Below are 16,186 nucleotides of genomic sequence, written 5' to 3' on the forward strand. Positions count from 1 at the left end.
AATTTAGCTGTTAATGGAAGTGACCACGCCGGCGCCTACGGTTCTGCCGCCCTCGCGGATTGCGAAGCGCAGTCCCTGTTCAATAGCGATGGGAGTGATCAGTTCGATTGCCATCTGCACGTTGTCTCCCGGCATTACCATCTCCACTCCCTCAGGCAGTTGGATGATCCCGGTAACATCAGTGGTTCTGAAGTAGAACTGCGGCCGGTATCCGCCAAAGAACGGGGTGTGCCTTCCGCCTTCTTCTTTGGTCAATACGTACACCTCGGCATTGAACTTGGTCAACGGCTTGATGCTCCCAGGCTTGGCCAATACCATGCCTCTCTCCACTTCTTTACGGTCTACACCTCTCAACAACGTCCCTATGTTGTCTCCCGCCTGGGCGTAATCCAACAGTTTTCTGAACATCTCTACGCCGGTGCATACGGTCTTTCTGGTCTCTTCCCGCATCCCTATGATCTCTACTTCGTCTCCCACTTTCACCTGGCCCCGCTCCACTCTGCCGGTGGTCACAGTGCCCCGTCCAGTGATGGTGAATACGTCTTCAATAGGCATCAGGAATGGTTTGTCTACCGCTCTCTCCGGCATGGGGATGTAGCTGTCAACCGCATCCATCAGTTCCCAGATGTGTCCGCACCACTCGCAGTCACGGTTGCCGCATCCGCATTCTAAAGCCTTTAAGGCGGAGCCTCTCACTACCGGCAGGTCATCTCCGGGAAATTCATAGAAGCTCAACAGTTCGCGGACTTCCATGTCCACCAGTTCCAGGAGCTCTTCATCATCTACCATGTCGGTCTTGTTCATGAATACTACGATATAGGGTACTTCTACCTGTCTGGACAACAGGATGTGTTCCCGGGTCTGGGGCATGGGGCCGTCAGCTCCGGATACCACCAGGATGGCTCCGTCCATCTGTGCCGCTCCGGTTATCATGTTCTTGATGTAGTCCGCATGACCCGGACAGTCCACATGGGCATAATGCCGGTTCTCGGTCTGATATTCCACATGCGCGGTATTGATGGTTATGCCTCTTTCTTTCTCTTCAGGGGCTTTGTCTATTTCTGCATACGACGTCGCTTTCGCTCCCCCGACTTTTGACAATACCAGGGTTATTGCCGCCGTCAATGTCGTCTTGCCATGGTCGATGTGTCCGATGGTCCCAATGTTTAAATGGGGTTTCGTCCTTTCGTATTTAGCCTTTGCCATCTGTTCTCTCACCTTTCCTTTCCTGTTTTACATATCCTGTAAGGGTATACCATACCTTTTAGCCATAATTTCCCTGGCTTTTGATGCGGGTATCTCCGCATAGTTTTTGATCTGCATGGAGAAGCTGGCTCTGCCCTGACTGGCAGATCGCAGGGCGGTTGCATAGCCAAATGTTTCGGCTAACGGCACTTCGCCGTTAACAATCTTGCTGTGACGGTTTTCTTCAAATCCCATCACTCTTCCCCGGCGAGCGTTGAGGTCGGAAATAATATCTCCTACATATTCTTCCGGGCTGACAATTTCAATGTCCATAATAGGTTCCAACAAAACCGGTTCAGCTGCCTTGAGGGCTTCTTTAAGAGCCATCACCGCAGCGACTTTGAAGGCCTGTTCTGTGGAATCAACTTCGTGGAAAGTTCCCCCTTTCAGGGTTACCTCCACATCATCAACTGGATAACCTGCCAGAATCCCGGCCTGTAGACCTTCTAACACCCCACTTTCAATGACGGGAACAAATTCCCGGGGTATATGTTCATGATTGGATTTATCGATAAACTGCACCCCCTGGCCTTCAGGCCGAGGTGCGATTTCTAATATTACGTGAGCAAATTGACCGCGCCCGCCAGCTTGTTTGTCGAAGCGGGCTTCAGCACGGTTTTTCTTTTTAGCGGTCTCTTTATAGGAAACCTGGGGTTTACCAACATTGGCATTAACCTTAAATTCCTTCAGCAAACGATCCACGATAATCTCCAGGTGCAGCTCACCCATTCCAGATATAATGGTCTGCCCGGTTTCGGCATCCATCCGGGTTCTGAAAGTAGGGTCCTCTTCTGCTAGACGCCGCAGACTGTCACCGATTTTATCCTGGTCTGCTTTGGTTTTGGCCTCAATGGCTACATCTACCACCGGGTCAGGAAACTGAATGGATTCGAGTACGATGGTATCGGGCTCGCTGCACAGGGTATCTCCGGTTACCGTTTCCTTCAAGCCTACCGCAGCTACGATATCACCTGCCAGGGCTTCCTGAATCTCCTCACGATGGTTGGCATGCATTTTGAGTATCTTGGTAATCCGCTCCCGGCGGTTTTTCCCGCTGTTCATCACCGTGCCGCCAACCTTCACCCTGCCGGAATAAATCCGGAAGTAGGTAAGTTTACCCACATAAGGATCCACCGCCACCTTAAAAGCCAGGGCGCACATTGGCCCGGCAACATCAGCCTGGCGGCTGATCTCCAGCCCGGTTTTGGGATCCACACCCTTGACCGCGGGAATATCCACTGGCGAAGGCAAATAGTCAACCACTGCATCCAGGAGCATCTGTACCCCTTTGTTCTTGAAAGAAGAACCGCACAAAACCGGTACAATTCTGTTTTTAATGGTAAGGGCGCGCAACGATCGCTGTATATCGTCGACCGTGATGTCGATACCATCCAGGTATTTTTCCAGCATATTATCATCGAACTCGGCTAGTTTTTCCAACAATTGCTGGCGGTATTCCAAGGCTTCTTCCATCTGCTGGGCTGTCAGATCCCTGACCAGGAAATGCTCTCCGCTGTCTTCCTCATATATGTAGGCCTTGAGCCGGATGAGATCGATAACACCAGAGAAAAGATCCTCTACCCCTATGGGGAGGTGGATCAAGACCGGTTCGCTGCCCAGATCGGACCGGATCATATTTACTGCTCTGAAGTAGTCGGCGCCGATGCGATCCATCTTGTTGATATAGGCAATGCGGGGGGTGCCGTACCTATCGGCCTGGTGCCATACCGTCTCCGATTGCGGTTGTACCCCGGCCACGGCGCAGAAAATTGCAATGGCTCCATCAAGTATGCGCAATGAACGCTCTACCTCAACAGTAAAGTCCACATGCCCGGGCGTGTCGATAATGTTGATAACCGCATCCCTCCAGGCACAGGTGGTAGCTGCAGAAGTGATGGTGATGCCCCTTTCCTGCTCCTGGCTCATCCAGTCCATTGTGGCGGTGCCTTTATCGACCTCACCCATGCGATGTACCTTTCCGGAATAGAAAAGGATCCTCTCGGTGGTAGTGGTCTTGCCCGCATCTATATGGGCCATAATGCCAATATTTCTTATTGCAGTCAAATCCGCCTTTGCAGCCATCGGCACTCCCAGCACAAGTGATTACCAGCGGTAATGGGCAAAGGCCCGGTTGGCCTCAGCCATCTTATGCGTATCCTCTTTCTTTTTTACTGATTGGCCGGTGCTGTTGTAAGCATCAACAATTTCTCCGGCCAGGCGTTCAGCCATGGTCTTTTCACCGCGTTTGCGGGCATAACCCACTAACCAGCGAATCGCCAGGGTTTGTCTTCTTTCAGGTCTGACTTCGACCGGCACCTGATAGTTGGCACCGCCAACCCGGCGGGCGCGTACTTCGAGTATCGGGGTGATGTTCTTCATCGCGATTTCGAAGGCATCCATGGGGTCTTTGCCGGTTTTTCTAGCTACTATGTCAAAAGCCGAATAGCAGATTTTCTCTGCCAGGCTTTTTTTGCCGTCCCACATGATCTGATTAACCAATTTGGTAAAATACTTGCTGTGATAAATGGGATCTGGCAGAACATCTCTTTTGGGTACGGGTCCCTTTCTTGGCATATCGCGCCTCCCTCCTATTTTTTCTTGGGCCGTTTGGTGCCGTATTTGGATCTTCCCCGGTTGCGGTTCTGAACCCCAGCTGCATCCAAGGTTCCTCTGATAATATGATATCTTACCCCTGGCAGGTCTTTTACACGACCGCCTCTGATCAAAACCACCGAGTGCTCCTGCAGATTGTGGCCAATACCAGGAATGTAAGCAGTTACCTCAATCCCGTTGGATAGACGCACCCTGGCAATTTTGCGCAATGCCGAGTTCGGCTTTTTAGGTGTGGTGGTGTAAACACGTGTGCATACCCCGCGTTTTTGGGGGCAGCTCTTTAATGCTGGCGCAGTTGACTTCTTTTCTACCTTTTCGCGCCCTTTTCTTATCAATTGATTGATGGTTGGCACTATTGCACCTCCTTCCCCATGTTATTGTCAAGCAATGCCACGGTTGCTGAACCCACATCAATGCCACAGGCTTCACCCAGGGTTTTCTTGCTGTTCACCATCTCAATGTCAACCTGGTGCTGGTGGCACAGTTGCTTAATGGGTTCAACCACATGGGGTTCGGCATCACAGGCAATGTATACTTTACTTGCTATGCCCCGGGAAATGGCCTTTTTGACCTGTTTGGCGCCGATTACCCGGGATGATTGTTTTAGATCATCTAGTGGCAACAGATAAACCTCCGAACATCAGAAAATAGGCGAAAAAGATTATTCGAGCTTATTTGCCACGCACTTAAATATTTTAGCACCTGGTGGTCCCCCAGTCAATTATAACCATGATTAATTTGGTGGGGGACCGCTCAAATATGCTTTTAGTCGTTTAAACCGGTTCTTCCTGCAGGATCGGCATCACTGCCTCGGCCTTTTCTGAGACCCGGATATTTCTGTATGTCGAATATCCGGTTCCAGCAGGTATAAGCTTGCCGATGATAACATTCTCTTTCAAGCCGATCAGGTAATCGATTTTGCCTTTTATGGCGGCTTCGGTCAATACCTTGGTTGTTTCCTGGAAAGAGGCTGCCGACAAGAAAGAATCAGTATTCAAAGACGCCTTGGTTATACCCAGCAACATCGGCGAGCATACTGCGGGGAGGCCGCCCTGCTCAATGATCTTGCGGTTCTCTTCTTCAAAGCTGGAGATATCGACAAAGGCCCCGGGCAGCATAGAGGTGTCTCCTGAATATTCAATCTTGACCTTCTTCAACATCTGCCTAATCATGATCTCAATGTGTTTGTCGCTGATATCAACCCCCTGGGAACGATAGACCTTTTGCACCTCCTGCAGGATATAGCGCTGCACATCCTGCATGCCCTTGGTCTTGAGAATGTCATGGGGATTCAAGGGGCCTTCAGTCAGAGCGTCGCCAAGTTCAACCCAATCGCCTTCACCGACTTTGAGACGGGAGCCATAGTGCACCAGGTAGGCGCCCAGTTGCTCATCTTCGTCCCCCAGCACCTGAACTTCACGGCGTCCCTTATTCTCAGACAATTTAACCCTTCCGGTGGCCTCGGCTACCACCGCCTGACCCTTGGGTTTGCGGACCTCGAAGAGTTCCTCTACGCGGGGCAGACCGCGGGTGATGTCTTCACCGGCTACGCCGCCGGTGTGGAAGGTGCGCATGGTCAGCTGCGTGCCGGGCTCGCCGATGGACTGCGCAGCCAGTATGCCTACCGCCTCGCCGATCTCGACATCATAACCGGTGGCCAGGTTGCGGCCATAACACTTCTTGCACACCCCGTACTTGGTCTTGCAGGTCAAGACGCTTCTTATCTTCACTTTGTCGATGCCGGATTTCTCTATCTCATAGCCGACTTCGTCATCGATCATCTCATTTTCGTGCACCATGGTCTCTCCAGTGTCCGGGTGATGGATGGTGTCTACCGAGACCCTGCCGATGATGCGCTGGTGCAGCGGTTCGATCAGCTGTGAACCCTCGGTAATCTTCTCCACGTAGATGCCTTCCACTGACTCACAGTCATCTTCTCTTACGATGACATCCTGGGATACGTCTACCAGGCGGCGGGTCAAATACCCGGAGTCGGCGGTGCGCAGGGCGGTGTCAGCCAGACCTTTGCGGGCTCCGTGGGTGGAGATGAAGTATTCCAAAACGGTTAAGCCTTCACGGAAGTTGGCTTTGATGGGCAAGTCAATGATCTTGCCTGAAGGGTCAGCCATAAGGCCCCTCATTCCAGCCAGCTGACGAATCTGCTGGAAGTTGCCGCGCGCGCCGGAAACAGCCATCATGTACACCGGGTTATCTTCAGGCAGGGCCGTTTTCAGGGCATCGGTTACGTCATCAGTGGCCTGATTCCATATTTCCACCACCTGGCTGTGACGCTCATCTTCAGTTATCAAACCGAAAAGGAAGTCCTCTTCAATACTGTCCACCACCTGCTCGGCCTCGGCCAGGATGCGCCCTTTGGCTTCAGGGGTTTCAAAGTCGGTGACACCTACGCTGATACCAGCTTTGGTGCTGAATTTGTAGCCCAGGCGCTTAATGCCGTCCAACATCTCCGCAGTGCGGGCATTGCCCTCGCGGCGGTAACATTCGTAAACGATATTGCCCAGTTTTTTCTTGTCTATTACTTCATTATGGAAGCCGATGCTGTCGGGCATGACTTCATTAAAGATGACCCGGCCTACCGAAGTTTCGACGATCTCATTATAATGGTGTTCGTAATTGACCGTAAACGACATCTTCACCCTGATCTTTTCCCGCAACTGGATCTGTCCCAGTTCGTAGGCCATACGGGCCTCCTCCGGGCTGGAGAAACAGCGCAGTGCTTCAGCAGGCCGTTCCCATTCTTCTTTGCTCATGTAGGTCAGGTAGAACATACCTATAACCATATCCTGGGTGGGGGTGCATACCGGCTTGCCATCCTTGGGATTAAGGATGTTATTGCTGGCCAGCATCAAGAGGCGCGCTTCGGTCTGAGCCTCAGCGCTCAAAGGCACATGCACCGCCATCTGGTCGCCGTCAAAGTCGGCGTTATATGCCGTACATACCAGCGGATGCAATTGCAGGGCGCGGCCTTCCACCAGCACCGGCTCAAAGGCCTGTATGCCCAAGCGGTGCAGGGTGGGGGCGCGGTTTAACAACACCGGGTGTTCTTTGATAACATCATCCAAGATATCCCAGACTTCCTCGCGGCCGCGCTCCACCATTTTTTTGGCGCTTTTGATATTGGATGAAATGCCGCGGTCCACTAATTTCTTCATTACAAAAGGTTTGAACAATTCCAAGGCCATCTCTTTGGGCAGTCCGCATTGATGCATTTTGAGGTTGGGCCCGACCACAATAACCGACCGTCCGGAGTAGTCTACCCTTTTGCCCAGCAAGTTCTGCCGGAAGCGGCCCTGTTTGCCCTTTAACATATCACTCAGGGATTTTAAGGGGCGGTTGCCGGGTCCGGTGACCGGACGACCGCGGCGGCCGTTATCAACCAGGGCGTCCACGGCCTCCTGCAGCATTCTCTTTTCATTGCGCACGATTATGTCCGGAGCACCCAGATCCAAAAGGCGCTTCAGTCTGTTGTTGCGGTTGATCACCCGGCGGTATAAGTCATTCAAGTCTGAGGTGGCAAAACGGCCTCCGTCAAGCTGCACCATAGGGCGCAGTTCCGGAGGAATCACCGGCAAGACATCCATTATCATCCATTCCGGGTCATTTCCCGACAGGCGGAAGGACTCCACTACCTCCAGGCGCTTGATGGCACGGCCTTTACGCTGGCCGGTGGTGGTGGCAATCTCCTCCTTGAGTTCTTCAGACATGCTTTCCAAATCGATTTCGCTTAAGAGGGTTTTAATAGCTTCCGCGCCAATGCCGGCCTTAAAAGTATCTCCATAACGTTCCCGGTTTTCGCGGTATTCCTTCTCATTGAGCAGCTGTTTTCTCAATAAAGGCGTATCGCCGGGGTGGATAACGATGTAGTTGACGAAATATATAACCTTTTCCAAAACCTTGGGGGACATGTCCAAGAGCAAGCCCATACGGCTGGGAATCCCCTTGAGATACCAGATATGGGATACCGGGGCGGCCAGTTCGATATGCCCCATGCGCTCCCGTCTGACCTTGGAAGTAGTAACTTCAACGCCACAGCGGTCGCAAACTATGCCGCGATGGCGTACCCTTTTATATTTGCCGCAATGACATTCCCAGTCTTTTACCGGTCCAAAGATCTTTTCGCAAAACAGACCTTCTTTTTCCGGCCTCAAGGTGCGGTAGTTAATGGTCTCCGGTTTCTTAACCTCCCCGCTGCTCCAGGAACGAATCTGTTCCGGTGAAGCCAGGGCAATTTTAATCCGCTCAAAGTTGTTAACGTCTAACAAGGCAGACTCTCCTTTCCAGAAGATACGTCACTGTCAACGAGCCTTTGTTCAGGATCTGTTAATCAAGGTACTCTTCCCTGTCATCGCTTTCATCCAGGGTGTCGAGCACCTCTTCGTCCAGGATATCCTGTTCCAAAATCTCTTCGTCCAATATTTCTGGGTTCAAAAGGTCCTCGTCTAAGTGACCGGCGCTCTCGTCAGCCATTGCATCTGCTTCCTCTGCAGCGCCAGCATCATCGACATATTCACTACCGCTTTGCGCGGAACGGGCCACGGTGGTCTCAGGCAGTTCCAATCCCAGTTCACGCGCTTTTTCTTTTTCGTTGACCTCATAGTCAATATCCTTGATGGTGATCTCCTGGTCATCTTCAGAGAGAATACGCACATCCAAGGCCAGGCTCTGCAGTTCCTTGATCAAGACCTTAAAGCCTTCCGGTACTCCTGGCTCCGGAATATTATCCCCTTTGACAATCGACTCGTAGGTTTTCAATCGCCCTACCACATCGTCAGACTTGACGGTCAGGATTTCCTGCAGGGTATAAGAAGCCCCATAAGCCTCCAGTGCCCAGACTTCCATTTCCCCGAAACGCTGGCCCCCGAACTGAGCCTTGCCGCCCAGGGGCTGCTGAGTTACCAGTGAGTAAGGTCCAATCGACCGGGCATGAATCTTGTCATCTACCAGATGGGCCAGTTTTAACATGTAAACATAACCCACTGTGATCTCGTGGTCAAATGGTTCCCCGGTGCGCCCGTCATACAAAACCGCTTTGCCGTTAATGGGCAGCTCGGCTTCAGACAATTTAGTGAATATATCTTCTTCATCGGCACCGTCGAAAACCGGAGTGGCAATGTTCATACCCAGGGCGTTGGCGGCCCATCCCATGTGGCATTCCAGGATCTGCCCGATATTCATGCGGGATGGAACCCCCAGAGGATTGAGGACAATCTGTACCGGGGTGCCGTCTTCAAGAAAAGGCATATCCTCTTCGGGCAATATTCTCGAAATAACCCCCTTGTTGCCGTGCCGGCCTGCCATTTTGTCGCCTTCGGAGATCTTGCGCTTCTGAGCTATATATACTCTGACCAGTTGATTGACCCCGGGGGGCAATTCATCGCCATTTTCCCTGGAAAAGCGTTTCACTGCTACTACTTTGCCGGCTTCACCGTGAGGCACCCGCAGGGAGGAGTCCCTGACTTCTCTGGCTTTCTCCCCAAATATCGCTCGGAGCAGCCTTTCTTCCGGCGTCAACTCGGTTTCTCCCTTGGGGGTCACTTTTCCTACCAGTATGTCATCGGCGCGAACCTCGGCCCCTACCCGGATAACCCCTTGATCATCCAGGTTTTTTAGCATATCTTCAGATACGTTGGGAATGTCCCGGGTGATTTCCTCAGGCCCCAGTTTGGTATCGCGAGCTTCGCATTCATATTCCTCTATGTGAATAGAAGTAAATACATCTTCCTTAACCAATCTCTCCGATATTAGAATGGCGTCCTCGTAATTGTATCCTTCCCAGGGCATGAAAGCCACCAGGACATTGCGTCCCAAGGCCAGCTCGCCATTGCATGTGCTGGGGCCGTCGGCGATTATCTCATTGGCTTCCACATAGTCTCCGGCTCTTACAATAGGCCGCTGGTTATAGCAGGTACCCTGATTGGAACGTACAAACTTCAGCAGATTATGGATTTCGATGCCTCCGCCATCAGTGTCGATCACGATGCGGTCGGCACTGACTTTGCGCACCCGTCCGGATTTTTTGGAAAGAACCACGGCTCCCGAGTCCTTGGCCGCCTTATACTCCAGGCCGGTGCCAACCACCGGAGCCTGGGTGCGTACCAGCGGCACCGCCTGGCGCTGCATATTGGCCCCCATCAGAGCGCGGTTGGCGTCATCGTTTTCCAGGAAGGGGATCAACGAGGTGGCCACACTGAAGACCTGTTTGGGGGAAACGTCCATATAGTCTACACGGTTTACCGGCACCTCCAGGATCTCTTCCGCGAAACGGGCCTCGACGCGGTCCTCCCTGAAATAGCCGTTCTCGTCCAGGGGAGCATTGGCCTGAGCTACCACGAATTCTTCCTCTTCATCTGCGGACAGATAGTGAATCTCTTCCAGCACCCTGCCCGTGGCCTTATCCACTTTGCGATAAGGGGTTTCGATAAACCCGAAGTCATTGACCCTCCCGAAGGTGGCCAGATTCCCGATCAGTCCTATGTTGGGACCTTCAGGGGTCTCGATGGGGCAGATCCTGCCGTAGTGCGAATGGTGCACGTCGCGGACCTGGAAGCCGGCCCTCTCGCGGGTCAGGCCACCTGGTCCCAGGGCGCTCAAGCGTCTTTTGTGAGTGAGTTCGGCCAGGGGATTGGTTTGGTCCATAAACTGCGACAGCTGTGAGCTGCCAAAGAACTCCTTCACCGCTGCGGTGATAGGCCGGATATTAATAAGTACCTGGGGGGTCAAGCTCTCCACATCATGGATGCTCATACGCTCCCGCACCACCCGCTCCATGCGTACCAAACCGGTGCGGAACTGGTTCTGCAGGAGTTCGCCAATTGACCTCAGACGGCGGTTGCCGAGGTGGTCGATAACATCGGTCTTGCCATCGCCCTGAATCAGACGGATGAGATAGCCGATGGTGGCGGTGATGTCTTTTACGGTTAAATGTCTGGTTTCAACCGGAATGTCCAGACCCAGCTTTTTATTCACCTTGTAACGGCCTACCTGGGCCATATCGTAGCGGCGCGGATCGAAGAACAGGTTGTTCAAGAGCTGTTCCGCGGCGTCTTCCGTAGCCATTTCTCCGGGACGGAGACGGCGGTAAAATTCGATCAGGGCTTCCTTCTTGTTGGTGGTGGTATCCTTGTCCAGGGTTTTGGCGAGGATCTCTTCCTCTTCGTAAAGACTGAGAATGACCTCATTGGTCTCAAAGCCAATGCATCTTAAAAGTACCGTAACCGGGATTTTACGGGTCTTGTCTATACGGGTATAGATAACCCCGGCGCTGTCCATTTCCAGTTCAAACCAGGCCCCGCGGTTGGGAATGATGGTGGAGCCATACAATTTGTTGCCGGCCACATCCACGCGGTCATTAAAATATACCCCGGGCGATTTTACCAATTGGCTGACAACCACACGTTCCGCACCATTAATAATGAAGGTTCCCTTGTCGGTCATGAGGGGAAGATCACCCATATACACTTCTGATTCTTTAATCTCCCCGTTTTCTTTATCTGTAAGCCGCACCTTCAGTTTCAAGGGGGCTTGATAGCTAACATCCCTTTCCTTGCATTCGTGAACCTCGTACTTGGGTTCACCCAGGCTGTAATCAATGAAACCTAATTCCAAATTGCCGGTAAAATCGGATATGGGGAATACTTCCTGTAAAGCCTCCCTTAATCCCTTTTCGATAAACCAGCGGTAGGAACTCAGCTGCATCTGGATAAGATTGGGCAGCTCAATGGGTTCATCGATCCTTGAGTAACTGAGCCGCTGGACTCGACCATATTGTTCAACTTTTGCCATCCAGTGTTCACCCCTTTTTTTTAATCCGAAAAGAGTGAAAAGCAAGGCCTAATCTAAAACCTCGCTTTATTCGAAACTACCCCAGCATTTATACCATAAAGCCACTTAGTTTATTACTAAATGGCAAGTATTAATGTTAGCATATGAGGTACTGGAGGTCAAGGGTTTTCTGTAATTTTTTCACTTTTTCATTATATATCAGGTTTATCTTCGGCTTGCTCTATAGTGGGAATCTCTGCTTGCACAACATTATCCAGAGAATACCTGGCATCGATCAGCCTCTCCATGCGCTTGACCTGCCGCCGGTAGACTATCCAGATAAGGCCCCAGCCAATGACCAGGAGGCTTATAACTGATGGCAGAATCTCAATGGTAATGGCGGTCATTGCGAATCTATACTCTTCAGTCTCTGCCTGGGTCGCAATGGCCCAGGTGGCGGCAAAGCCTTCAGGCCATTGTGATTTCACAGCCGGCCTGGCTTTCATGATAAAGCCGGGAACTTCCATTTTGACCTGGCCTGATCTAGCAGCGGTCAAATCATAGAACGTGGTGCCTTCCTTATAGGTTTGTGAATCAAGCGTTATCTTGGTAATTTTAACAGCCACATAGTTCTTGGTTTTAGCCACAATGGGCAAACGGTCGGACAGTTGGTTGTAGGAAGTCCAGCCCTCAATCTGGCGGGTGAAGGTATCAGGCTGCCCGCTCTGCCGCTGCCAGCCACCCTCCGGGTTAATAAGATCCGGGTCATCGGTAGTTATGGTTTCAGTTAGAATCTGACCGTTTTGCCAGGTCAGGGTCCAGTCGAAATCGGCGGCCAAGACATCTGCAGGGCAGGCCAACAATAATACTAAGACCAGAAAAACCACATTCAGCCTCATTATAGAATCATCCCCCTATCCCCTGTTATTAAACCCTTCTATATATATTCCCAGGTTGCACCATTCTAATATAATCTTATTACGAATTTCCCAATAAAAAAAGGTGCTGCCTGCACAGCACCTTTTTATGGGGCAAGTTATTTGATCTCCACAGTTCCGCCGGCCTCTTCGATCTTGGCTTTGATTTCAGCGGCTTCCTGTTTGGTGACCTTTTCCTTGATGGGGTTGGGTGCGGCGTCAACCAGATCTTTGGCCTCTTTCAGGCCCAGGCTGGTCAGTTCGCGGACTACCTTGATGACATTGACCTTCTTCTCGCCGGAAGAAGTCAGGATTACATCGAACTCGGTCTGTTCTTCTTCGGGCTCGGCGGCGGCGGCCGGAGCAGCGGCAACCGCCATGGGGGCGGCGGCGCTCACGCCGAATTCTTCTTCCAATGCCTTGACCAGCTCGGACAGTTCCAGAACGGTGAGACCTTTAACGATATCGATAACTTCCTGTACTTTACTCATTGAAAAAACCTCCTGTTTCTTAATTATTCTTTTAGGCAGTCTATCTATTGGCTTAGCCGGCGGCTTTCTGTACGCGGATTTGATCCAATGCCCGGGCTAATCCGGATATGTTGGCATTAAGCACATACACCAGGCTGGTTATCGGAGCCTGCATGGTTCCCACTACCTGAGCCAGGAGTACTTCTTTAGGCGGCAGGTCGGCCAAAGCCTTAATACGGTCGGCCGCCACCACCTGGCCCTGCACGATTCCCACTTTGACCTCGAGTTTCTTGCGCTCCTTGATGAACTCATAAATGGCTTTGGCGGGTGTTACCAGGTCATCGTCACTGAATAAAACCGCATTGGGACCGTCAATCTGATTGACGATCTCATTGTAGCCACAGTTGCCCAGGGCAAATTCCATCATGGTGTTTTTAACCACCCGGTATTCCACACCGGGAATGCGCAGCCGGTTCCTCAGAGAGGTCATCTCTTCAACATTCAAGCCGCGATAGTCGGTGAAAATGATCAAGCTGGCTTTATCGATCCTGTCTTGAAGCTGCTGCACAACCTTTTGTTTTTCTTCCAATTTCGGCATTTTACTTCACCCCCTTTTTGTCATTTGGGCCACAAATCAAAAACCTCTGCAGCCTGTGCAGAGGTTATCCAATAGTCTATATCATAAATCTATTCGATCATAACCTCGGCTGGCGAACGACGTTCTTTAAGGTTTCCCACCGGCTGTCTACGGTTTTGATTTGCAGTTTTTGTATAGGGTAAGGCTTATTTGCTCATGGCAGCCAATACCAACGGGTTGATTTTAATCCCCGGGCCCATAGTTGAACAGACCGTAACTGAGCGCATGTACTGACCTTTGGCTGCAGCCGGGCGGGCCTTGATTAATGCTTCGGAAAAAACCGTCAGGTTTTCCTGCAGCTTGTCAATCTCGAAGGATACTCTGCCGATAGGCGCATGAATAATAGCGTTTTTATCCACACGGTATTCAATGCGTCCAGCCTTGAGTTCCTTGATGGTGCGCTCGATATCGAAGGTTACAGTGCCTGATTTGGGGTTGGGCATAAGACCGCGAGGCCCCAATATTTTACCTAACTTACCAACCACCGCCATCATGTCCGGTGTAGCGACCGCGACATCGAAATCAAACCAGCCGCCCTGGATCTTCTCGGCGAGGTCTTCGGCGCCGACATAGTCAGCTCCGGAATTTTCGGCCTCTTTTACTTTTTCTCCTTTAGCAAAAACCAGCACTCTCCGGGTTTTTCCGGTTCCGTGCGGCAGGCTGACCGTGCCTCTAACCTGCTGGTCAGCATGGCGGGGGTCTACCCCTAATTTGATGTGAACTTCTACGGTTTCATCGAACTTGGCCTTGGCAATGTCTTTAACCATTTGCAATGCCTGGGCTGGTTCGTACAATTGCGTTCTGTCGATTTGTTTGGCAGCGTCCTGATAGGCCTTGCCTCGTTTCATTAAGTATACCTCCTTGTGGTTGGTGCGGATTTAATCCTCCCACATTAGTGTCATTCGACTACTTCCAATCCCATACTGCGCGCGGTGCCCTCGATCATGCGAATAGCAGCGTCCAGATCGGCTGCGTTCAGGTCATCTTTCTTGGTTTCAGCGATTTCTACGACCTTGGCCCGAGTCACTTTGCCGACCTTTTTCTTATTAGGCTCACCTGAGCCTTTTTCAACACTGGCGGCCTTCTTTAAGAGGTCTGAGGCCGGTGGGGACTTCAATACGAAGGTAAAGGAACGGTCTTCAAAGACGGTGATCTCAACCGGGATGATAAAACCGGTTTTATCAGCTGTCCTGGCGTTATAATCCTTGCAAAATCCCATAATATTGACACCATATTGACCCAGTGCAGGCCCGACTGGCGGGGCAGGGGTGGCTTTTCCGGCGCTGATCTGTAATGATACCTTGCCAATAACCTTTTTAGCCAACTCTTCACCTCCTTACAGTTTTTCTATTTGTTCATAATCCAGCTCGACTGGGGTTTCCCTGCCGAACATGGAAATATTAACCCTTACTTTTCCTCTATCCGGGAGCAGCTCTTTGACGATGCCCTCGAAATTGGCAAAGGGGCCAGTGCGAACCCTGATGTTCTCCCCGATTTCGATATCAATGAATTTCGGTTTGCTTTCGATCAGGCCCATTTGGCGCAGGATTTTGTTGATTTCATCTTCGCGCAGAGGAATGGGCTTGCTGCCGCTGCCTACAAATCCAGTGACACCGGGAGTGTGTCGAACCACATACCAGGAATCCTCGCTCATAATCATGTTTACCAGAACATAGCCGGGGAATACCCGCTTGCTGGTGACCTTCCTTTTGCCGCCTTTATACTCGACCTCTTTTTCTTCAGGGATTAAAACATCAAAGATCTTATCCTGCATATTCATGGATTCAACCCTTTTAGCCAGGTCCACTTTGATCTTGTTTTCATAACCCGAATAGGTATGAACCACGAACCATTCTCCCCGGGTCTCGGGCGCAGCCTCTGCAGCAGTTCCAACCTCTTCCGGTAATGCGGAATCAACTTTCGATGTGGTCATGGGAACTACCTCCTTTAAGCAAAGGCTTTAAATAATCTGTCCAGGGCGAATGATAAGCCCATATCAAAGATCCAGATCAGTATGGCTACAAAGGCTACCGAAACCAGCACCACGCCGGTATAGGCCAGGAGCTGTTGGCGGTTAGGCCAGTGGACCTTTTTCAATTCATACCATACACCCAGCATGAATCCTTTAACTTGATCCCATTTGCCTTTGACGTTTTCATCTTTTTTGGCAGGACTGCTGTTCTTGGTCAAAACTTTCACATCCTGATTCTACTTAATTTCCTTATGGACGGTATGGGTATTGCAAAATCTGCAGTACTTTTTCACTTCAACTTTTTCGGTATGCTTCTTCTTGTTTTTGGTGGTTGTATAATTGCGCTGCTTGCACTCGGTGCAGGCCATGGTTATACCGACCCTCATGCTCTTCGACACCTCCATCCTGGTACACAAAAATCCTAGAATACTCTATCACACTGTAAGCAAGGTGTCAATGTTACCTGATTTTGGGTAGAAACAACAGCAGGGGTTAATCCCTGCTGTTGTTCCCCGGTATGGTAAATCAATTTAGCTGTTAATGGAAGTGA

15 protein-coding genes and 1 other annotated feature are annotated in these 16,186 nt (G+C 51.1%); all 15 genes read right to left on the reverse strand.

What is annotated here, in order from left to right; genetic code table 11:
• Positions 1–3: 3 nt before the first annotated feature.
• The 15 genes from tuf to rpmG all read right to left on the reverse strand — a co-directional run bounded on the left by tuf (position 4) and on the right by rpmG (position 16,022).
• Positions 4–1,206: an elongation factor Tu gene (gene tuf, locus B2633_RS06805; protein WP_483169874.1), complete on the reverse strand. Its 1,203-nt coding sequence runs from the start codon at positions 1,204–1,206 to the stop codon at positions 4–6.
• Positions 1,207–1,233: 27 nt separating this feature from the next.
• Positions 1,234–3,327: an elongation factor G gene (fusA, locus tag B2633_RS06810; protein ID WP_483169875.1), complete on the reverse strand. Its 2,094-nt coding sequence runs from the start codon at positions 3,325–3,327 to the stop codon at positions 1,234–1,236.
• A 21-nt stretch (positions 3,328–3,348) separates the two neighbouring features.
• Positions 3,349–3,819, reverse strand: a complete 471-nt coding sequence (gene rpsG / locus B2633_RS06815; protein ID WP_481041597.1) for a 30S ribosomal protein S7 — start codon at positions 3,817–3,819, stop codon at positions 3,349–3,351.
• 14 nt (positions 3,820–3,833) lie between these two features.
• The gene (gene rpsL, locus B2633_RS06820) at positions 3,834–4,211 is read right to left on the reverse strand and encodes a 30S ribosomal protein S12 (RefSeq protein WP_481041599.1); all 378 of its coding nucleotides are present in this window, start codon (positions 4,209–4,211) and stop codon (positions 3,834–3,836) included.
• Positions 4,211–4,480, reverse strand: a complete 270-nt coding sequence (locus tag B2633_RS06825) for a L7Ae/L30e/S12e/Gadd45 family ribosomal protein (RefSeq protein WP_481041601.1) — start codon at positions 4,478–4,480, stop codon at positions 4,211–4,213. Before B2633_RS06825 ends, rpsL begins: the two co-directional genes overlap by 1 nt.
• A gap of 151 nt (positions 4,481–4,631) precedes the next feature.
• Positions 4,632–8,141, reverse strand: a complete 3,510-nt coding sequence (gene rpoC, locus B2633_RS06830) for a DNA-directed RNA polymerase subunit beta' (RefSeq protein WP_481041603.1) — start codon at positions 8,139–8,141, stop codon at positions 4,632–4,634.
• A 58-nt stretch (positions 8,142–8,199) separates the two neighbouring features.
• Complete coding sequence (gene rpoB / locus B2633_RS06835) at positions 8,200–11,661, reverse strand: DNA-directed RNA polymerase subunit beta (protein ID WP_483169876.1); 3,462 nt, start codon at positions 11,659–11,661, stop codon at positions 8,200–8,202.
• Positions 11,662–11,852: 191 nt separating this feature from the next.
• Complete coding sequence (locus B2633_RS06840) at positions 11,853–12,539, reverse strand: hypothetical protein (protein WP_483169877.1); 687 nt, start codon at positions 12,537–12,539, stop codon at positions 11,853–11,855.
• Positions 12,540–12,676: 137 nt separating this feature from the next.
• The gene (rplL, locus tag B2633_RS06845; protein WP_481041609.1) at positions 12,677–13,048 is read right to left on the reverse strand and encodes a 50S ribosomal protein L7/L12; all 372 of its coding nucleotides are present in this window, start codon (positions 13,046–13,048) and stop codon (positions 12,677–12,679) included.
• A gap of 52 nt (positions 13,049–13,100) precedes the next feature.
• Positions 13,101–13,625, reverse strand: coding sequence for a 50S ribosomal protein L10 (gene rplJ / locus B2633_RS06850; protein WP_483169879.1), 525 nt, complete (start codon positions 13,623–13,625; stop codon positions 13,101–13,103).
• A gap of 28 nt (positions 13,626–13,653) precedes the next feature.
• Positions 13,654–13,796: a sequence feature (ribosomal protein L10 leader region), on the reverse strand.
• Positions 13,797–13,810: 14 nt separating this feature from the next.
• Positions 13,811–14,512, reverse strand: coding sequence for a 50S ribosomal protein L1 (gene rplA, locus B2633_RS06855; RefSeq protein WP_481041613.1), 702 nt, complete (start codon positions 14,510–14,512; stop codon positions 13,811–13,813).
• A 50-nt stretch (positions 14,513–14,562) separates the two neighbouring features.
• Positions 14,563–14,988 carry a 50S ribosomal protein L11 gene (gene rplK / locus B2633_RS06860; RefSeq protein WP_483169880.1) on the reverse strand — a complete coding sequence of 142 codons (426 nt, stop codon included), beginning with the start codon at positions 14,986–14,988 and terminating at the stop codon, positions 14,563–14,565.
• 12 nt (positions 14,989–15,000) lie between these two features.
• Positions 15,001–15,597 (reverse strand): transcription termination/antitermination protein NusG, encoded by a 597-nt coding sequence (gene nusG, locus B2633_RS06865; RefSeq protein WP_481041617.1) that lies wholly within the window; start codon positions 15,595–15,597, stop codon positions 15,001–15,003.
• 14 nt (positions 15,598–15,611) lie between these two features.
• A complete protein-coding gene (gene secE, locus B2633_RS06870; RefSeq protein ID WP_481043042.1) occupies positions 15,612–15,782 on the reverse strand; it encodes a preprotein translocase subunit SecE in 171 nt (56 codons plus the stop codon).
• 90 nt (positions 15,783–15,872) lie between these two features.
• The gene (rpmG, locus tag B2633_RS06875) at positions 15,873–16,022 is read right to left on the reverse strand and encodes a 50S ribosomal protein L33 (protein WP_481041619.1); all 150 of its coding nucleotides are present in this window, start codon (positions 16,020–16,022) and stop codon (positions 15,873–15,875) included.
• Positions 16,023–16,186 lie beyond the last annotated feature (164 nt).

The sequence above is a fragment of the Syntrophomonas sp. UBA1041 genome (assembly GCF_002316705.1).
In the GTDB taxonomy this organism is placed as follows: domain Bacteria; phylum Bacillota; class Syntrophomonadia; order Syntrophomonadales; family Syntrophomonadaceae; genus DTU019.

Coding starts and splice junctions, on each gene's coding strand:
- rplL (WP_481041609.1), bottom strand. CDS start 13,048: ATGAGTAAAGTACAGGAAGTTATCGATATCGTTAAAGGTCTCACCGTT.
- rpmG (WP_481041619.1), bottom strand. CDS start 16,022: ATGAGGGTCGGTATAACCATGGCCTGCACCGAGTGCAAGCAGCGCAAT.
- rplJ (WP_483169879.1), bottom strand. CDS start 13,625: ATGCCGAAATTGGAAGAAAAACAAAAGGTTGTGCAGCAGCTTCAAGAC.
- rpoB (WP_483169876.1), bottom strand. CDS start 11,661: ATGGCAAAAGTTGAACAATATGGTCGAGTCCAGCGGCTCAGTTACTCA.
- nusG (WP_481041617.1), bottom strand. CDS start 15,597: ATGACCACATCGAAAGTTGATTCCGCATTACCGGAAGAGGTTGGAACT.
- B2633_RS06840 (WP_483169877.1), bottom strand. CDS start 12,539: ATGAGGCTGAATGTGGTTTTTCTGGTCTTAGTATTATTGTTGGCCTGC.
- fusA (WP_483169875.1), bottom strand. CDS start 3,327: ATGGCTGCAAAGGCGGATTTGACTGCAATAAGAAATATTGGCATTATG.
- rplA (WP_481041613.1), bottom strand. CDS start 14,512: ATGAAACGAGGCAAGGCCTATCAGGACGCTGCCAAACAAATCGACAGA.
- secE (WP_481043042.1), bottom strand. CDS start 15,782: ATGCTGGGTGTATGGTATGAATTGAAAAAGGTCCACTGGCCTAACCGC.
- tuf (WP_483169874.1), bottom strand. CDS start 1,206: ATGGCAAAGGCTAAATACGAAAGGACGAAACCCCATTTAAACATTGGG.
- rpsG (WP_481041597.1), bottom strand. CDS start 3,819: ATGCCAAGAAAGGGACCCGTACCCAAAAGAGATGTTCTGCCAGATCCC.